Annotated in this window: 15 protein-coding genes and 2 tRNA genes; 10 read left to right on the top strand and 7 right to left on the bottom strand. The window is 33.7% G+C overall.

Annotated elements, in window-relative coordinates:
* Positions 1-218: 218 nt before the first annotated feature.
* Positions 219-303, bottom strand: a tRNA-Ser gene (locus DZ60_RS0116190).
* A gap of 171 nt (positions 304-474) precedes the next feature.
* Between DZ60_RS0116190 and DZ60_RS0116195 the strand changes: the two genes are divergently transcribed.
* Positions 475-1,527: a M28 family metallopeptidase gene (locus DZ60_RS0116195; RefSeq protein WP_025743083.1), complete on the top strand. Its 1,053-nt coding sequence runs from the start codon at positions 475-477 to the stop codon at positions 1,525-1,527.
* Between the two features lie 306 nt (positions 1,528-1,833).
* Here the strand turns inward: DZ60_RS0116195 and DZ60_RS0116200 are convergent.
* The 4 genes from DZ60_RS0116200 to DZ60_RS0116215 form a co-directional block, all read right to left on the bottom strand.
* Positions 1,834-1,909, bottom strand: a tRNA-His gene (locus DZ60_RS0116200).
* Positions 1,910-1,967: 58 nt separating this feature from the next.
* A complete protein-coding gene (gene bshB1, locus DZ60_RS0116205) occupies positions 1,968-2,684 on the bottom strand; it encodes a bacillithiol biosynthesis deacetylase BshB1 (protein ID WP_025743084.1) in 717 nt (238 codons plus the stop codon).
* Positions 2,685-2,688: 4 nt separating this feature from the next.
* Positions 2,689-3,861: a trans-sulfuration enzyme family protein gene (locus DZ60_RS0116210; RefSeq protein WP_025743085.1), complete on the bottom strand. Its 1,173-nt coding sequence runs from the start codon at positions 3,859-3,861 to the stop codon at positions 2,689-2,691.
* Between the two features lie 359 nt (positions 3,862-4,220).
* On the bottom strand, positions 4,221-6,284 hold the full coding sequence (locus tag DZ60_RS0116215) for a tetratricopeptide repeat-containing hybrid sensor histidine kinase/response regulator (RefSeq protein ID WP_025743086.1): 2,064 nt from the start codon (positions 6,282-6,284) through the stop codon (positions 4,221-4,223).
* 447 nt (positions 6,285-6,731) lie between these two features.
* Here DZ60_RS0116215 and DZ60_RS0116220 point away from each other — a divergent pair, with 447 nt between their 5' ends.
* The 9 genes from DZ60_RS0116220 (at position 6,732) to ribB (ending at position 15,032) form a co-directional block, all read left to right on the top strand.
* A complete protein-coding gene (locus DZ60_RS0116220; RefSeq protein WP_025743087.1) occupies positions 6,732-7,370 on the top strand; it encodes a peroxiredoxin in 639 nt (212 codons plus the stop codon).
* A 79-nt stretch (positions 7,371-7,449) separates the two neighbouring features.
* Complete coding sequence (locus DZ60_RS0116225; protein WP_025743088.1) at positions 7,450-7,764, top strand: thioredoxin family protein; 315 nt, start codon at positions 7,450-7,452, stop codon at positions 7,762-7,764.
* Positions 7,745-8,002 carry a DUF6952 family protein gene (locus tag DZ60_RS0116230; RefSeq protein WP_025743089.1) on the top strand — a complete coding sequence of 86 codons (258 nt, stop codon included), beginning with the start codon at positions 7,745-7,747 and terminating at the stop codon, positions 8,000-8,002. The genes DZ60_RS0116225 and DZ60_RS0116230 overlap by 20 nt, the downstream gene beginning before the upstream one ends.
* A gap of 148 nt (positions 8,003-8,150) precedes the next feature.
* Complete coding sequence (tpx, locus tag DZ60_RS0116235; RefSeq protein ID WP_025743090.1) at positions 8,151-8,651, top strand: thiol peroxidase; 501 nt, start codon at positions 8,151-8,153, stop codon at positions 8,649-8,651.
* A 16-nt stretch (positions 8,652-8,667) separates the two neighbouring features.
* Entirely contained in the window at positions 8,668-9,036 is a 369-nt protein-coding gene (locus tag DZ60_RS0116240) for a diacylglycerol kinase (protein ID WP_034229952.1), read from the top strand.
* A 67-nt stretch (positions 9,037-9,103) separates the two neighbouring features.
* Entirely contained in the window at positions 9,104-11,599 is a 2,496-nt protein-coding gene (locus DZ60_RS0116245; RefSeq protein WP_025743092.1) for an FtsK/SpoIIIE family DNA translocase, read from the top strand.
* 44 nt (positions 11,600-11,643) lie between these two features.
* Positions 11,644-12,279, top strand: a complete 636-nt coding sequence (locus DZ60_RS0116250; RefSeq protein WP_034229954.1) for a LolA family protein — start codon at positions 11,644-11,646, stop codon at positions 12,277-12,279.
* A gap of 106 nt (positions 12,280-12,385) precedes the next feature.
* Positions 12,386-13,831 carry an LptF/LptG family permease gene (locus DZ60_RS0116255; RefSeq protein ID WP_081740517.1) on the top strand — a complete coding sequence of 482 codons (1,446 nt, stop codon included), beginning with the start codon at positions 12,386-12,388 and terminating at the stop codon, positions 13,829-13,831.
* 49 nt (positions 13,832-13,880) lie between these two features.
* Positions 13,881-15,032: a 3,4-dihydroxy-2-butanone-4-phosphate synthase gene (gene ribB, locus DZ60_RS0116260; RefSeq protein WP_025743095.1), complete on the top strand. Its 1,152-nt coding sequence runs from the start codon at positions 13,881-13,883 to the stop codon at positions 15,030-15,032.
* Between the two features lie 62 nt (positions 15,033-15,094).
* Here the strand turns inward: ribB and DZ60_RS24375 are convergent, their stop codons facing one another.
* Both DZ60_RS24375 and DZ60_RS0116270 read right to left on the bottom strand, forming a co-directional pair.
* Complete coding sequence (locus tag DZ60_RS24375; protein WP_025743096.1) at positions 15,095-17,854, bottom strand: InlB B-repeat-containing protein; 2,760 nt, start codon at positions 17,852-17,854, stop codon at positions 15,095-15,097.
* Between the two features lie 178 nt (positions 17,855-18,032).
* Complete coding sequence (locus tag DZ60_RS0116270; RefSeq protein WP_025743097.1) at positions 18,033-19,223, bottom strand: DegT/DnrJ/EryC1/StrS family aminotransferase; 1,191 nt, start codon at positions 19,221-19,223, stop codon at positions 18,033-18,035.
* Positions 19,224-19,584: the final 361 nt, after the last annotated feature.

A 19,584-nucleotide genomic window follows, 5' to 3' on the forward strand; every position in this document is an offset into this window, starting at 1 on the left:
AAACACAACAATTGGCCTTGATCCGTAAATAGTTTTAGACTTTTAATTGGTATGAGTTCTTTTTTTAAGTTTCTTAGTAAGTGTTGTGGGTAAAGATAAATTTAGTGACAGGGTATCTTGAGATTATTGAAAAGGTAATAGAATAAAAATCCTGGAAATTACACTAGCGGTACTAGTTAAAAAAATAAAACCTCGTAAATATAATTTACGAGGTTTTGCGGAGAAAGAGGGATTCGAACCCCCGGAGGTGTGACCCTCAACAGTTTTCAAGACTGCCGCATTCGACCACTCTGCCATTTCTCCAGTGTTTAGTCTAATCAGGTATTCCCTGAACGCGGGTGCAAATATAGTAACCTTTTTTAATTCTAGGAAGAAATTTTTAAATATTTTGAAATTATTCTTTTAAGAAAATATTCACTTCCTCATATATACCTAAATGAGTATCTTGTAACTCATTTTAATAGATAGATTTTTATGAAAAATATTTTAATACTTGTTAGCTTATTTACAGCTTGTTGTTGCGGAACTTCTCAGAATTCTTCTGAAACAATTCCTAGGATAGATTCAACATCTCAGAGCAATTTAGAAACGACAGCAAGTACCTATGCAGAAAGTATTACTGTTGATGAATTAAAAAAATATCTATATACGTTTGCTGGTGATGACTTCGAAGGGCGAGATACAGGAGAGCCCGGTCAGAAAAAAGCTGCTGAGTATTTAAAAGAACAATATAAGAGAATGGGAATACCTTCTCCTTTGGGAGAGGATGATTATTTTCAGGAAATACCAGCTAGCTATTTTAGAGGCGGAATAAAGTCATCAGAAAATGTATTGGCTTTTATAAAAGGTTCTGATAAAGCAGATGAAATAGTTGTTATTTCGGCACATTATGATCACGTAGGTGTAGATTATGATGGTAATATATATAACGGAGCCGATGATGATGGTTCGGGTACTGTAAGTATACTAGAAATAGCCGAAGGGTTTATGCAAGCAAAAAAAGATGGTCATGGTCCTAGACGTTCTATTTTGTTTCTGCATGTGACCGGAGAAGAAAAGGGATTATATGGTTCTAAGTTTTATACAGAGAATCCTGTTTTTCCGCTAGAAAATACAGTAACAGATCTTAATATTGATATGATAGGACGTATTGACGATGCGCATGATGAAGAAGGTAAGCGTGATTATATATACCTAATCGGTAGTGATAGACTCAGTTCTGAATTACATGATATCAGTGAAAAAATGAATAAAACATATACACAATTAGATTTAGATTATACTTTTAATGCAAAGAATGATCCCAATAGGTTTTATTTTAGGAGTGATCATTATAATTTTGCTAAGCATAATATCCCAATTATCTTTTATTTTAATGGTGTGCATGAAGATTATCATAAACATACCGATACTGCTGATAAAATTGAGTATGAACTTATGACCAAAAGAGCAAAATTGGTATTTTACACAGCCTGGGACATAGCAAATAGAGAGCAAAGACTTATTGTAGATAAGGCTAAAAAATAGCTCGATTTTTACATGTTTGATTTTACTTCGGATTCACTCTGTATTTGCTTCGAATTTTTACTGTTGTAGCATGTTAAGTTTTGGTATTGCCTAAAAATAAAGACTTGTATTTATTATGGTGATGCAAAACTTTGCTATTATTTAGAAAACCTTACAGATATATCCTCTAGATCGCAGTAAGTATTAAAATAATTACTTTATTTAGTGTATTACGATATGCTTTATAGCTAAATGGCGTGGCAAAATTAGAGAGAAGAGGAGTATGGTAATAAACAAAAAAAAGCCCTAAAAAGGGCTTTTTATAATGGGTGGAAGACGGGATTCGAACCCGCGACCCTTGGTACCACAAACCAATGCTCTAACCAGCTGAGCTACAACCACCATTTTAAGTCGGGTGCAAAAATAAAGCATTTCTACATTTCTGCAAACTTTTTATCAAATTAAATTAAATTAAAAATTGAATCTACTGCAACATAGCGTTCTACAGTAAACCCTTCTGCATAACGAACCCCAATGAGTCTTCCTAGGTCTGCTGCACGGTATTCGATACTATCTAGAAAATTTTTACTAGAGATAGGAGTGGTGGGTTCTTTACTATCGGCATCATAAAACTGTGATCCGTATGCCATTACACTTTTTATTTTGGTGTCCATATGATCACTAATATCAACCACAAAATCAGGTTCTATGGGCATCCATTGTATATAGTGATACACAAGTTTGGGTCTCCAAGGAGCTTGTTGCATAGCATTGTCTTTTGTTTCAATTTTTTTTAATCCAGATAAGAAACAAGCATCACTAACTAATTTACTGCCTTTGCCATGGTCTATATGACGGTCAGTAATCGCATTACAGAGTACAATTTCGGGTTTATAGGTTCTTATTTTTTTAATTATTTCTAATTGATGTTCTTGATCATTTTTGAAAAAAGCATCTTTAAAATCAAGGTTTTCTCTTATAGATACGCCTAAAATATCAGAAGCTTTTTTAGATTCTTGGCTTCTAATTTCTGGGGTTCCACGGGTTCCTAGTTCCCCTCGGGTAAGATCGAGAATTCCTACTTTTTTACCATTTTTTATTTCTTTAGCAATTGTTCCCGCGCACCCCAATTCTACATCATCAGGGTGTGCGCCAATTGCAAGAATATCTAATTTCATATTTTTAATGTTCTAATTCGGGAATTTTTATTTTTTCTAGAGCTTGTTCTATATCATTCATTAGATCTTCTTTTTCTTCGATACCTACACTAAACCTTAATAAACCTGGTTTGATACCTTGCAGATCCCTTTCTTCTTCTGATAATAACGCATGAGAAGTAAGAGTAGGGGATAGTATTGTACTTTCTACACCAGCGAGGCTCATCGAACTTTTAATAAGTTTTAATTCTTTCTGAAACATATTAGCATCTAATCCCTCTTTTAACTCAAAAGAAAGCATACCACCATACCCTTTCATTTGTTTTTTGGCAATTTCATGATCTGGATGTGATTTTAGCCCGGGATAATAGACCATTGCTATGTCTTTATGTGTATTTAACCATTTGGCAAGCTTTAGAGCGTTTTTGTTTTGTTGTTTTACACGAATTCCTAGAGTTTTTATACTTCTTTCGAGCATCCAAACTGTAAAATCACTTAAGCTCCCTCCAAAGTTTTTGGCTACCTGAAAAATTTGGTTACTATTTTTTTCTGATGCGATTACCGCTCCGGCAAGAATATCGCTGTGTCCTCCTAGATATTTTGTAGCCGAATGTATAACAATATCAATCCCTAATTCTATAGGGTTTTGATTTACAGGAGAAGCAAAAGTATTATCTATCATGGTAATAATATTATTTTGCTTAGCGAGTGTTGCAATTTGCTCGATATCGGTGATGGTCATTAATGGATTTGAAGGAGTCTCTATATAGATAACTTTTGTTGTAGGTTTAATTTTATCTTCAAAACCTTTACTGGTTTGTTCATCTACATAAGAAAAGTCGATTCCATGTTTATCGAACTCTTCGTTAACAAGGTTGGCAGTACCTCCGTATAGTGTACGCTGCAATACGATATGATCTCCTTTTTGTAAAAAAGCAAATAAGGAAGTGCTAATCGCTGCCATTCCGCTTCCGAAAATTAATGCAGATCCCCCTTTTTCTAGTGCGGCTATTTTTTTGCATAAAGCTTCCTGATTTGGGGTGTTAAAATATCGTGGGTATCGTTTTTTGTCTACACCTTCAAAAGCGTAGGAGGTTGACATGTACAAAGGGGATACAGCCCCTTTAAACTGCTCATCCTTTACTTCGCCTAGATGAGTACAAATGGTATTAAAACCTATTTTTTTTTTTGAATCCATAAGTTATACAATAATTCTTGAGTTATTACAAATAGACCATGAGATTACTACAGTAATTTTCTTTTTTTACGATACCTTATTTAATTATAATTTTTTAAAGAACTAAGATTGAGCTGTCAATTATAATATAGATTAAGAATCCCGAAAAAAAGGTTTAAACTACCTCAGTGTAGAGTTATAGTCAATTTGGTGTTAGATGGATCTAAAATAATGTATTCAGAAGAAATTGAATAGGTTTTAACATATAAAATCTAGAATCAGCTTACAATTTTGGTTTTGCTATCATTGGTCGATAGAAAGAATCAGATAAAGAATAAAATGTAGTCGTTTTATGCAGAGCTAGTAATCTCTTTAATAAGTTAGATCATTTTGACCTTCGAAATATTACGCATAATAGATTGGAAAAATTGCTGAGTATCATATGGTTTAATGATGACATCATTCATGCCTACCGATAAGGCTTGATTTCTTACTTCTCCTTCTTCTACCGCCGTTAATGCAATAATAGGGATATTAGAGTTGAACGTACGAATAACCTTAGTAGCTTCGAGACCATTCATTTCTGGCATATTAATATCCATTAATATAAGGTCAAATTTTTCGCTTTTTACCATTTCTATGGCATCCATACCGTTACTGGCGATGTTGCAAGTGTACCCTTTCTTTTTTAATATATTTTGAGTAACGATTTGATTAATTTTATTGTCATCAACAATAAGAACATTGAAATTACTAGTTCCTATACTGAGACTTTCTCCTGTTTGGAAAGATTGTTCTTTTTGTTTAACCGCTTTTTCATAGGTCAAATCAAAATGAAACTTAGATCCTTTTCCTTCTTCACTTGATATTTGTATTTCACTGTCATGAAGATGAATCAGTTTTTTTACAATCGCTAACCCAAGACCTGTTCCTTCATACTCTTGATTGTCGTTTTTTACTTGAGCAAAATTATCAAAAATCGTATCCTGCTTACTTTTAGGAATTCCAATTCCGTCATCTTTAATAACAAAACGTAGTACATAACTATCTTCGTTGTGCTCAACGCAATATACGTTTACCCAAATATTTCCGTTTTTTGTAAATTTTAGAGCATTACCAATAAGATTTATTAATATTTGAGAAAGTCTAACAGAGTCACCTAACAGCGTTGTGTCTATGTTTTGATCTATATTAATATGTACAGAGTTGTTATTGCTTTTTTGTTTGGTACGCAAGGAGTTTACAATTCCTTCGATAAGTGTTCTTATATCAAAAGAAACTTTTTCTAATTTTACTTCATTAGTTTCTATCTTACTCAACTGTAAGACGTCATTAATTAGGGCTAAAAGATAATCTCCAGAAAATTTTAGGGATTCTAAGTATTCAGTTTTTTTCTTTTGGTCTGGGTTTTCCATCAGTAGCGATGTAAGTCCGATTACACCATACAGAGGAGTTCTAAGCTCATGGCTTACAGTAGAAATAAATTGAGATTTTAAGGTAGAGACTTGCTCTGCCGTTTCCTTGGCACTTATTAGTTCCTTATTTTTATCTATTAGGTCATTATTAAGTCGCTTCTTTTGAATGTTGTTTCTGTAAGAACTTATTAAAAACGCCAAAGATATAAGAATCAGTATGATACCCAGAATAATACTTATTCTCCATTTTAGAACTTCTGATTCGCTTTCTTTTTTTTCTGATTCTGCTTTCTTAATTTTCTCACCAATTACATCAACTTCATATTTTATATTAGCACGTTGTAATTCGGTTAATTTTTTAAAATCTTTAGATTTCAGAACATTCTCATGTTGCTTCTTCTGATAGTTATAAGCGTTTTTATAATCTTTTTGTTTTCGGTAGAGCTCTGATTTGGTTTCGAAGGCAGAAGCAAGTTCTTCATAATAGGTAGATATCTGCTCATCATTGTTTTCTTTATTTTTGGTTTCATGTTGAGCATAAGAAATAGCTTTGTCTATATACTCTTCTGATTTGTCATATCTTCTAACACTTAAAAAATATCTACCTAGTAGCCCATTAAGTTTGGTTTTGACAATACTCGAGGATTTTTCATTAATAAGTCGTCTTGCCGGTCTTAAATATTCATATGAGCTATCAAAATCATTTCTTTTTATATAATATTCTCCCAGATTTAATAGGGGGCGTATCATTCTTGAGGTATCATTAAGTTTTAATGCAAACTCATATGATTTTATATAATGCTCAACTCCTTTAATTCTAGTGATATTATGTTTTGTGTAAATTCGGGCAAGATTATTATAAAGATCGGTTTCTAATATTTGGCTTTTAGAACTTCGGGCATGAGTTAATGCTCTTTTATAATTACTTTCGGCCTTGTCATAGTCGTCATTTATTTCATAATTTTTGGCAATTATACTATAGATATAACCACGACTTTTATCATCATTATTATACTGTGCATTCTGCAATGCAATTCTCGCAATCTCTAAAGATTGTTCGTACTTATATTCTTCTTGCAGTTTTTCAGCTTTCTCAATATAACTCTGGATACTATCCGAAGTTAAGGAAGACTGAGAATTTACAGTTTGAACTATACTTATTAAAAGTAAGATAATAATATGTTGAATATACTTTTTCAGCGAGTCATTGATTCATTGGTTAATACGAACACGAAAATACAAAAATAGATTTAAGATGATGCAATTCACCGTAAAAAAAGTGCTATTTAACCGTAATAATTGTAAGTTTTTCTATTTTTTTGTAGGAAAAAAGAAAAATATATAAGAAAATACATGTGATTAGAAAAAACTATTTGATTATAAGTAATTAAAATTAACGAGTATTTTTTGTTTAAGAAGTAGGTGTATATTTGCAGCGTAAAAAACAATTTAATACTAAATTTATAAAATAGAAATATGGCAATTGTAGGTAAAAAATTTCCAAATCTTGACGTTGATGCGATGAACGATATGGGAGATACTTTTAAGCTGAATGTTTTAGAAGAAGCAAAAAACAAAAACAAGAAAGTATTACTTTTTTGGTATCCAAAGGATTTTACTTTTGTTTGTCCAACAGAATTACATGCTTTTCAAGAAGCTTTAGGTGAATTCGAAAAAAGAAATACAATTGTTATTGGTGCTTCTTGTGATACTCCCGAAGTTCATTTTGCATGGTTAAATACGTCAAAAGATAACGGTGGTATCGAGGGTGTTACATATCCAATTCTTGCTGACTCTAATCGTAACCTATCTAATACTTTAGGAATTCTTGATATTTCTGATGAAAAGTATAACGAAGAAACTGGAGTCGTTACTGTAGAAGGAGACAATGTAACGTACAGGGCTACATATTTAATTGACGAAGAAGGTACTGTTTTTCATGAAGGAATAAACCATATGCCAGTTGGTCGTAACGTATCAGAATTTTTACGTTTGATAGATGCATATGCTCATGTACAAAAAAATGGTGAAGTATGCCCAGCGAATTGGGAAGAAGGAAAAGATGCAATGAATGCAAATCGAGACGGAGTAGCGTCTTATTTGGCATCTCATTAAGATATTAGTAGTATTTCAGAATTTCTCTTATCCTATGGGATGAGAGAAATTCTTTTTTCTAATTTAAGTAGTATATAATATGATTCAAGAATTAACAGAGGATAATCTTTCTCAATTAGTACAGGATAATACCACTGTTGTTGTGCAATACTCAGCATCATGGTGCGGAAACTGTAGGATTATGAAACCAAAGTTTAAAAAGTTGGCTTCAGAAAATGATGATACTGCCTTTTTTATTGTAGATGCAGAAAAATATCCAGAATCTAGAAAAATGGCAACAGTAGATAATCTTCCTACATTCGCAACTTTTAAGAGTGGCAGTTTCGTTAATCAAGTTCAGACAAATAAGTTTGATGTTCTTAAAGAATTAGTAGATGAAATTACCAATAATTAAACACCTTACCGCTTTTATCGAAGAAAATGATGAGGATTTTGTTGTCGAAACAATTGAAACATTAGAGGCATTGACAGAAGTGCCATCTCTCAAGGATGAAGAGTTAGATGTAATAGGAGAATTGATATCTAATATGTACGGTGCAATAGAAGTTAATAAGTCAATAAAAGAAGGTGTTCCCAAAAAAGATGCACTTAATAACTTTATGAAAAGAGTTCTAGGGTCTATAGATGGTTAATTACCAGTTACTATTGTAATTTGGTTTTATAAAAATATACGTACAGAGTATTTGATTTTTTCAGGTACTCTTTTTTTTTTCATAAAACTTTATGAGTATTACCATTTAATCTTACTAATTTTATAGCACAAATTAATAACCAATTATTATGGCTTCAATAACATTAAAAGGAAACACAATACATACAAGTGCAACATTACCTGCAGTCGGTCAAAAAGCTCCAGATTTTGAACTTGTGAATACAGATTTATCAACTTCTAAATTATCGGACTATTCGGGATCAAAAGTTGTTCTGAATATTTTTCCATCAATAGATACAGGGATTTGTGCTGCCTCAGTAAGAGAATTTAATAAAGAAGCCAGTAACTTATCAAATACCAAGGTATTGTGTATTTCTCGCGATTTGCCATTTGCACAAGCTCGTTTCTGCGGTGCAGAAGGTTTAGAGAATGTTATTAGTCATTCTGATTTTAAAACAGGTGCATTTGGTAAGGATTATGGGTTAGAAATTACGGACGGTCCTATGCAAGGTTTGCATTCTCGTGCAGTTGTCGTGCTCGATGAGAATGGTGTGGTTTTGTACACAGAGCAAGTGCCTGAGATTGTTCAGGAACCAAATTATTCTGCAGCACTTTCTGCATTATCATAAGTTTATATATATCCGGATGAGTAAAATTTCAAAATTCGTAATCGGTAGATTACGGGGTTGTGGATATGCATTTAAAGGAGCAGTGCTATTACTAAAAACAGAACCTAGTGTACAAGTGCAATTTAGTATTGCTGTATTTATGACATTTTTAGGTTTTTATTTTGAGATAACTCCTATCGAGTGGATTCTTCAAGTATTTGCTGTGGGTTTAGTGATGAGTATGGAAGGGCTCAATACAGCCATAGAAGCAATTGCAGATTTTATTCATCCGGATTTCCATAATAAAATAGGCTTAATAAAAGATATTGCAGCAGGAGCAGTGTTTATTGCTGCAATCACTGCTGTAATAATAGGGGCAATAATTTATGTGCCCTATTTAATATAGAAAATTTTTTGACCATTTTTACGTTCCAATAGAGATATTCGTATTTTTGCGATAAGACATTCAAACGATGGCTAAAAAGAAGGTAAGTACCAAAAGAAAAACAGTAAAAAAACCTAAGAAACCCTTAAAACAAAGATTAGCATTTTCTAGACAACAAAAAGTTGTCTTAGGAGCTTTTTTGTTTTTTTTGGGGTTAGGATTGTTTTTTGCATTTGTTTCATTTTTCTTTAATTGGAAAGTGGATCAAAGCGAAATTTCTCAGTTTTATAATAGAACCTCTAGTACCAAGAATTGGTTGAGTAAATTTGGTGCAACCGTAAGTCACTTTTTTATTTTTAAAGGTTTTGGCGTTTCTGCCTTAGCACTTCCTGTATTAACTGCTTTGACCGGTGTTTATCTCTTTTTTGATCTTAATAGAAAACGATTGTTAGGATTTTGGTTTTGGGGTATTCTTGTAATGTTATGGGTGTCAATTGTTTTAGGTTTTGTAGAGAAAGACGGAGGTCTTTTGTCAGGAATTATCGGATTTGAAACGAATGATTTTTTAAGAGATTATACAGGCTTTATAGGAACGGTACTAATTTTAGCCTTTTTTGCAATACTCTATATTGTAGTGCGACTAAGATATACACCAGAAAAAATTTCTGATAGTTTGAGAACTACCCAGCAAGATATTGTCAAGGATTATCAATCTGCACAAAAAGTAAAAACCAATGGGGTTAAAGTAACAAAATCAGTAAATGCCTCGAGTAGTGAGTCATCAATAGAAAATATTGATAATAAAAATAATTCTGAGGCAAATAAACCTACAGGTACCGATAATAATACAATAGAGAAAGAAACAGTAACACCTCTTATTAATGAAGGAGAAGAAATTACATTAAACCCAACGGTTAATGAGTTTTACAAGGATCCATCAAATAGAGACAATACAGTTCCCGAAAAAATAATTATTAAATCAGAAGATAATCCCGAAGATATTGCAATGGAGGTCGAAACAACTGTCGAAGAAGAGGTTGTCGAAAACTTAAGTACAAAATTAGTAAAGGACTTTGGTGAATTTGATCCAACACTAGAATTAGGAAATTATAAATATCCGACGATTGATCTTCTAAAAGATTATTCTGTTAATTCGGGTAGTATCACTATTGATCAAGGCGAACTAGAAGGCAATAAAAACAGAATTGTTGAGACACTCAAAAATTATAAAATTGAGATTGCACAGATAAAAGCTACGGTAGGTCCTACAGTAACACTGTATGAGATTGTACCCGAAGCAGGTATTCGAATTTCTAAAATTAAAAACCTCGAAGATGATATTGCATTATCATTGGCTGCATTAGGAATCAGGATTATAGCACCAATACCAGGAAAAGGAACTATTGGTATCGAGGTGCCTAATAAAAACTCGACAATTGTATCAATGCGATCTGCTATTGCTTCTGCAAAATTTCAGAATGCAGAAATGGCATTACCACTATCTTTAGGGAAAACAATTTCTAATGAGACCTTTGTAGTCGATTTGGCAAAGATGCCACACTTGTTAATGGCCGGAGCCACAGGACAAGGTAAATCTGTAGGTCTTAATGCTATTCTTACCTCATTGTTATACAAAAAGCATCCGGCAGAAGTAAAATTTGTTTTGGTAGATCCCAAAAAAGTAGAACTTACGCTGTTTAATAAAATAGAACGTCATTATTTAGCAAAGTTACCAGATGTTGAAGAAGCTATAATCACAGATAATGCGAAGGTAATTAATACCCTTAATTCTTTATGTGTAGAAATGGATGCTCGCTACGATTTGCTAAAGCTAGCAATGGTAAGAAATATCAAGGAGTATAACACAAAATTTAAGGCTCGTAAATTGAATCCAGAAAATGGACATAGATTTTTGCCTTATATTGTTCTCGTAGTAGATGAGTTTGCAGACCTTATCATGACGGCGGGTAAAGAAGTAGAGACACCGATTGCCAGATTGGCCCAATTAGCAAGAGCCATAGGGATACATTTGATCATTGCTACGCAAAGACCTTCTGTCAATGTGATAACAGGAATGATCAAAGCTAATTTCCCTGCTCGAATTGCTTTTAGAGTAACCTCAAAAATAGATTCACGTACTATTTTAGATACAGGTGGAGCCGATCAATTAATAGGTAAGGGGGATATGCTATTTACACAAGGAAATGAGTTAGTGAGAATTCAGTGTGCTTTTGTAGATACCCCAGAGGTAGAAAGAATCACAGAGTATATTGGAAGCCAAAAAGCATATCCAGATGCGTATTTGCTTCCAGAATATGTGGGAGAAGAAAGTGGCACAAGTCTTGATATAAAGAAAAGTGATCGAGATAAGCTCTTTGCAGAAGCTGCAGAAGTAATTGTAACAGCACAGCAAGGATCAGCGTCTTTATTACAACGAAAGCTGAAGTTAGGATACAATCGAGCAGGTAGATTGATAGATCAATTAGAAGCGGCAGGAGTAGTAGGACCTTTTGAAGGCAGTAAAGCAAGACAAGTCTTGATTTCTGATTTAGTATCTCTTAAGCAATTTTTAGATAATGAATAGATTCGATGTATATTGTATTTAATTTTTAAAGAACAACACATAAAATGATAAAAAAGACACTAGTATTATTGTTTATTTTTGGTAGTATCACACTACAAGCACAAAGCGCCAAAAGTCTTTTAGATGAAGTTTCTCAGAAAGTAAAAGGGTATTCTAATATTGCAATTGGTTTTAAGTACTCACTTAATAATCCTGCAGAAAATGTTTCTCAAGAAACCAGAGGAGATGTTACCTTACAAGGAAATAAGTATTTCCTGAACTTGATGGGGACAGAACAAATGTTTGACGGTAAAAAGATGCACGTGATCATCCCTGAAGATGAAGAAATCAATATTTCTTCTCAAAGTGATGATGATCCTACAAGTATTACACCTTCAAAAATGCTTACCTTTTATGAAGAAGGCTATACATATAAGATGGATATTGTACAAAATGTACAAGGACGTCATATTCAATTTGTAAAACTAACGCCTATTGATTCTAAAAGTGATTTAAAAGAAATATTACTTGGTATTGATAAACAAACGAAGCATATTTACAAAATGATTCAGAAGCAGAATAATGGTACGAATGTAACCATTACAGTGACGAGTTTTAAAACGAATCAACCTTTGTCAAAAACACTGTTTGTTTTTGATGAATCAAAATATGAAAATTACTATATCAATAGATTAGACTAGTTAGAAAAGTTTAATTTGATTGTTTTAAAGAGCGTATGTATTATCAATACATCCGTTCTTTCCTTTTTGATTGACCTGATAGGGTATCATTTGAAAAATAAAACGTGTGAAAATTCTTGATAGATATATTTTAGTTACTTTTTTAAAGACATTCTTTCCGCTCTTTATCATAGTAATGTTTATTCTTTTACTACAAACAATTTGGTTATTTATATCAGAATTAGCAGGAAAGGATCTTGATTTCTCTGTGATTCTTAAGTTTCTAACATTTGCCACTCCACGATTGATCCCTATGGTTTTACCATTGACGATTTTATTGACATCTATTATGATTTTCGGGAATTTTGCCGAAAATTACGAATTTGCTGCAATGAAATCCTCTGGGATATCCCTACAGCGGGCAATGCGTACACTGGCAGTTTTTATTTTCTTTGTGGGGATCGGGGCATTTTTATTTGCAAATACTGTAATTCCCGCTTCAGAAAAAAGGTTTATTAACCTGCGAAAAAATATTGTAAAGGTCAAACCAGCTATGGTCATCGCCCCCAATCAGTTTAATGATCTGGGAGATATTAATATTAAGGTTGCCGAAAAATACGGAGATAATGACCAATTTCTTAGGGATGTTATTATTCATAAAAAAGCAGCAAGACCAGGTAATTTTACGGTAATTAAAGCTGTGGGAGGAGAGTTGAAAGGAAGTGAAGAATCTGATCTAATAACATTGGTTCTTAATGATGGTAATTATTATGATGAGATTCAGCAAAAAACAACGAGACAACGTAAAAAAGTACCATTTGCAAAAACACATTTTGAGCAATATGTTCTTAACCTAGACCTATCTTCCTTAGACAATGTCGATATGGATGCCCAGCGATATAGTAAAGGATATAATATGCTTAATGTATATGAGCTCAAGGGAGAGATTGATACTTTATCAATGCGAATTAATGAAACAAGTTCGACTACAAGAAAAGATATAAATAAAAGGATCGGATTACAAGGACTTAATAAAAATATAAGGATTAAAGATCCTATTGAAAACGGATGCATTGATACCCTTGATCTAAAGGATTATTTTGATACACAAAAGAAAATTCAATTGTTAGATATTGCAATTTCGAGTGCAGATGCAGTGCTAAAACGATTAGAAACCAAACAAAAAAATCGTACGCTCAAAAAGAGAGCACTTAATAAGTATGAGATGTCTCTGCATTCTAAGTACGCACTAGGTGTTTCCTGTATTTTATTATTCTTTGTGGGAGCTCCGTTAGGAGCAATTATTCGTAAGGGAGGTTTGGGATTACCAATCGTTATTGGGGTTGGGTTATTTTTGACATATCACTTCATAGGCATTTTTGCAAAAAATAGTGCCGAAGAAGATGGGATACCGCCATTCTTAGGCTCTTGGTTGGCCACCTTTATTATATTTCCGTTGAGCATCTTTTTGACTCATAGAGCTACCAAGGACCGAGGACTTTTTAGTATGGATCCTATTATCCAGCCGATAAAGAATTTCTTCGTAAAACGTTTTGGTAAATCAAAGAAATAGACTTCTTTTTAAATATCTTTGCAACTAATTATTTTTAAGTATACGCATTATGTCGGATAGTACCGGGACTACAGATAAAGTGAAGTTAAATACCATTGAAGAGGCCATAGAGGATATTCGACAAGGAAAGGTAATTATTGTGGTTGATGATGAAGATCGCGAGAATGAAGGTGATTTTCTGGCGGCTGCAGAAAAAGTTACTCCTGAGATGATTAATTTTATGGCGACTCATGGTCGGGGATTGATATGTGCACCACTTACCGAACGCCGATGTGATGATCTGAAACTAAATATGATGGTAGGTAATAATACCGATCCTTTAGAAACAGCCTTTACTATTTCTGTTGATTTAAAAGGAGAAGGCGTTACCACAGGAATATCGGCTAGTGATAGAGCCAAAACGATACAAGCGCTTACCAATAAAAATACAAAAGCCCATCAACTTGCACGTCCTGGACATATTTTTCCGCTTAAAGCGAAAGAAGGAGGTGTTTTGCGACGTACAGGACATACCGAAGCAGCCATTGATTTTGCGAGATTAGCAGGGTTACAACCAGCAGGAGTGATTGTAGAAATTATGAATGAAGATGGCACGATGGCACGGTTATCTCAATTGGTCGAAGTAGCCAAGAAATTTGATCTTAAGTTAGTGTCGATAGAGGATCTGGTAGCGTATCGTATGCAGCATGATTCTTTGATTGAGAAAAAAGAAGATTTTGATATTACTACACGCTTTGGGACGTATAGATTAAGAGCCTATAAGCAAACGACCAATAAGCAAATACATATTGCGCTGACTTTGGGTAGTTGGAAACAAGACGAACCCGTACTTACAAGAATTAATTCAACACTTTTTAATAATGATATTTTAGGAACCCTTACTAATAATGCCGATAAAACATTAGATGCTATGTTTCAGCGTATTAATACAGAGGGTAAAGGAGCGATTATTTTTGTTAATCAAGAAAGTCAATCCCTTAATCTATTACGACGTTTAAGTGCTCTAAAAGAAATACAAAACGGAAAAGAAGTATTGAAAGCTCCCAAAGTAGCTATGGATAGTAAAGATTTTGGTATCGGTGCACAGATTTTGCACGATCTTAATATTCATAAGTTGAGATTAGTCTCAAATACGATACAAAAAAAACGTGTGGGAATGATAGGATATGGTCTTGAGATCGTGGATTACGTAAAGTATTAAAAATAAAAAGAGACTAGCTTTTCAGACTGCCTCTTTTTATTTTTTACGATACCGAATAAAATTTATTCCTTTATTACTTTAAGAATTTGGTATCCTAATTCTCGTTTTACCTGTATAAAATAAACTCCATTAGTATATCCTTCACCAATTTTGGTTTCAGGGTATATGGCGTCTGGAAGAACGCGCTCTATGGTTTTTCCTACAATATCAAAAACTTTAATCTCTTCTATAGACTCTGGATATTCCAAAACAAGTGTAAAAACAGTTTTAAATGGATTTGGAGACGCTTTGATCATTAAATCCGTAGAAAAACTTTTTTGTGAAACTCCATTGGTTTCAAAATGAGACCATGGTACATCGGCTCTATAGTTTATCGTATACTTCCCATCAATTTTCTCTGGTATATCATTAGACCATTGGTTGGTATAATCCTCTCCATTAATTGTTAGTTCAATAAGATTCCAGGAGTTTATGCTCACTAGTTCATCTGTAGTTTCATAGCAGAAGTCCCCTATTCCTTCCTTTACAAAAGGAATAGCTATCATTTCTGGAGTATCACAAAATTCAACGTCTACAATTTCGCTAAAAACAGCTTCAATTGAAGTATTTTTATTTATAGTAATACTTAGCAGATTAGTATTACCAGAAACATCTCCAAACCAATTGTCGAATTGGTGTCCATTATCTGGTAATGCAGTAATCTCAATAACAGTTCCTGCTTGGTATATTCCTCCATCGGGATTTAGCACTATACTTCCATTTCCAGAAACCGAAGTATCTACGACGAAAGTTTCATTACTGATTTCAGTATATATTGCGGTATATTGCTTATCTGCATCCATAACTACTACAATGGAAGCTTCTGTAAGACTAGGATCGTTATTCCAATATGCAAATTGATAACCATCATCTGGGATTGCTGTTAGGGTTACTTCAGAATTCTCGAGATACAAGTCCTCCTCGGGGTTCTGAACAATAGTACCCAAACCCTCAACTGAAGTCGATAGAGAATAATAGTTTTCTTCTACAATTCCTTGACCATAAATTTCAAAATGAGCAAACTCTTTGGTAGCTACATAGTAGATATATATTTTACCATTGTCAGACTCAGGAATTGTTCTTGAGAAATTATTGGTAAAATCCTGTCCATTAATTTCTAAATAATCCATATTCCAGGAATTTAGCTTTTCAACCTTTCCTTCGGTTATAAAACAATATTCTCCTGCCCCTTCCTGAATAAAAGGTAAATCAATCGGATCGGGAATATCGCAAATTTCTGGTTCTTCTATAAATGCTGCGGATATAGTTACGTCGTTCATGACGGTAATACTCAAAGGGTTTTCTGTACCAGAAAAGTCTTCCTGCCAGGCTTCGAATAAATATCCGTCTTTAGGAATTGCAGTAGCCTCTATCAAGGTGCCTTGAGGATACATACCTCCAGATCGAGATAATTCAATACTTCCATTTGCAGGTTGAAGAATAGTAACTGAAAAATCGGGTAAATCCATCACAGTTACTATACAAGTTGCAAAGAAATTATTATCTTCACCAGCACTGGTAACCGTAATTTCTGTCACTCCATTATTCACTGCAGTTATAAGCCCTTCTTCGTCAACTGTTGCGATATTAGTATCACTACTGGACCACTCTACAGATGTATTAGTGGCATCAGCAGGTAAAAATGAAACCAATAACTTTTCTAGCCCTTCTGTATCTATAGTGGTTTCTGTTTTATTTAGACTAATTCCTTCAAGTGGGACATCAGGATACCCATACCACTTTTGAGGTTCATTGGGATTAGACCCTGGATCTTCATCGTAATATGTTAAACCATTGGAAATATCCATTTCTACAGCGCAGTTGGAGATAGTATTCCCATTTATATAAGCGTCAATACCGAAGTCGCCCCATATGTTGTAGAAAATCCCAGAATTAACACAGTTTTCTATAGTGTTATTTAAAACATATACACCAGAGGTATGAATTTTTATTCCGTTGTTCCAATAATCCTCGAATCCGTCATAAATGTCATAAACGTAATTATCCTCTACCCAGACATCTCTGCTTTCTCCTATTCTATAATTTTGTAGAATCGAAATAGTAGGAGCTTCAATAGTAATTCCTCCTTTATTAGATTGATCACTTGTTCCGGGGTGGATATCGTGAATTATATTATTCTTTACCGTCACGTGAAAGCTTTCTCCTTTTATATTAACTCCTTCCCCTTTACCACATTCCCAAATTTCATTGCCTTCAATCCATATATGCTCACAGTTATTAGGAAAATCTGAATAGTCACTACTATAACCCCCTGAGCCAATATAAATACCTTCTCCCCATTTAGGTTCTACCACACCAGTGTCATGAATTTTACAATTCAGAATATCAATATAATTTGAATAATAGGTATGTATCGCTCCATAGCCTATATTTTCTACTTCCAGATCATTAAAAATAATGTGATCGCAATCAATCGTTCTTACTCCAACATTAAAGGTGGATATAGTCACACCTTCCAAGACGATGTAGCTACAATTTTCAAATTTGACTCCATTGTAATAGCCAGAATCCAGACTTCCTTCTATCATTACTTCTCCGGTACCATCGCCTCTAATGATTAGTGGTTCCTCTTTTGTGAAAATTAAATCGTCCAGATATAGTGCAGAATAGGTTCCAGGTTGCATAAGAATGATATCGCCTCCAGAGGCATTTCTTACGACTCCTGCTAAAAAATCATCAGGAGTTACAATAATAGTTTCTGCTCGTAGGAATTGAAAACAAATCAAGGTAAAGAATATGGTGAGTTTTAAGATATTTTTCATTAAGTGTATTGATTTTTATGTGTTTCGTATAAATAAATTGGTTTGAACTATTCAATATAACTCTTTTATCCGATTTTTATTTACCTCATATAATATGTTTTTACACTCTGCCTATTTTTCAAATCAAAAAAGACTGCCTTTTCAGACAGTCTCTTAATTTTTATATTGTTTTTTTGTTCTATAAAATACTTTGTATCGCAGTAACCATGTTACTTGCCCTTTGGTTGATCTCTTCTTCTGTCCATTTAAGTTTTATAAGACAAGAGATAGTTCTGCTCATCCATGCATCACTGGAGTCAAAAGATTTTAGATTCTTTTTCAGCCCTGCCTGTATTTCATCAGAAAGTTTTCCTAGAGATTTCTGTTCTATCAGATGTTCCCATTTTTTGTAATAATGCCAGTTGTTATCATACCAATAAAAGCAGGCATCAACACCATGAGCTCCTAAGGATTTATGTGTTTTTCTGGCAAGATCTTCTGTTGGTAAAAATATAGTCAAAAACGCATAACTCTCGACACCGGTATCAGGTACGCGTCTAAAAGTTACTTCGGGAATAGTACTAATGGCGTCTCGTAAAATTGTGTAATGTTTTTTCTGTAGCGCAATGGTATCATCTAGTTTTCTTAATTGAGCAATACCTACAGCAGCATGCAATTCTGATAATCGATAGTTATATCCTAAAAATGGATGAGTTTCTGCACCTCGATCATTCCCTACATGATCATGCCCGTGGTCATGATATTTATGAGAGCGATCTGCAAATAACGAAGAGTCGGTTACTATGGCACCACCTTCGCCACAAGTAATTGTTTTTACAAAATCAAAAGAAAAACAACCTAAATCACCATAACTACCAAGAGGTTTGCCATCATAGGTTCCACCAATGGCCTGGCAAGCATCTTCTAATAAGATAAGATTGTGTTTTTCGCAAATATCTTTTAGTGCTTTTAGATCCGCCATAGATCCGCACATATGTACGGGCATTATAGCCTTTGTTTTTTCTGTAACCAGATTGGCTACTGCTTTTGGATCTAAGGTAAGGGTATCATCTATATCGCATAGTACTGGGACAGCGCCAACAGATAAGATAGCTTCAAAACTTGCTACAAAGGTAAATGTAGGCATAATCACTTCATCTCCTGATCCTATTTCTGCACAAGCCAGCGCAACCGTAAGTGCAGCCGTACCGCTAGATACTACCTGCGCATGCTTGGTCTGCATTTTTTTAGCAAGATCTTTTTCGAGCTCTAAGGCTTTATAATGGCCATTACGCATAGGATCAAACCCATATCGCATTAATACTCCATTATCCAAAACATCCTGAACTTCTTTCTTTTCTTCGTCACCAAATAATTCAAACCCTGGCATACTTATAAATTATTAAATTAAAAATTACATAACGAACAAAAATACCGAAAAGAGAATTGAAAAAGCACTGTATATTTTGCATTTTTTTAAATTTAAGGTAACGATATGATACCCATAATGTTTGTATAAGGAACATAGGGTTTGTTTTTCATCTTGGTTGTCTATGGATTACTTAGGATTTACTATAAATTTTATTTGTTATATCATTTCATATCAGAATTGGTATTAATCCCAGAGTAACCAAAATTTATAGATAAAGAATCCGCCAAAAACCCGCCTTTTTTTACCGTTTATTACGTAAATATTCTTAATTCTCTTTGCGGATTACCGTAATGAAATATTAAAATGTGTGTTTACTTTA

Origin of the sequence: Aquimarina pacifica (genome assembly GCF_000520955.1) — a bacterium.
GTDB classification, from domain to species: Bacteria; Bacteroidota; Bacteroidia; order Flavobacteriales; family Flavobacteriaceae; genus Aquimarina; species Aquimarina pacifica.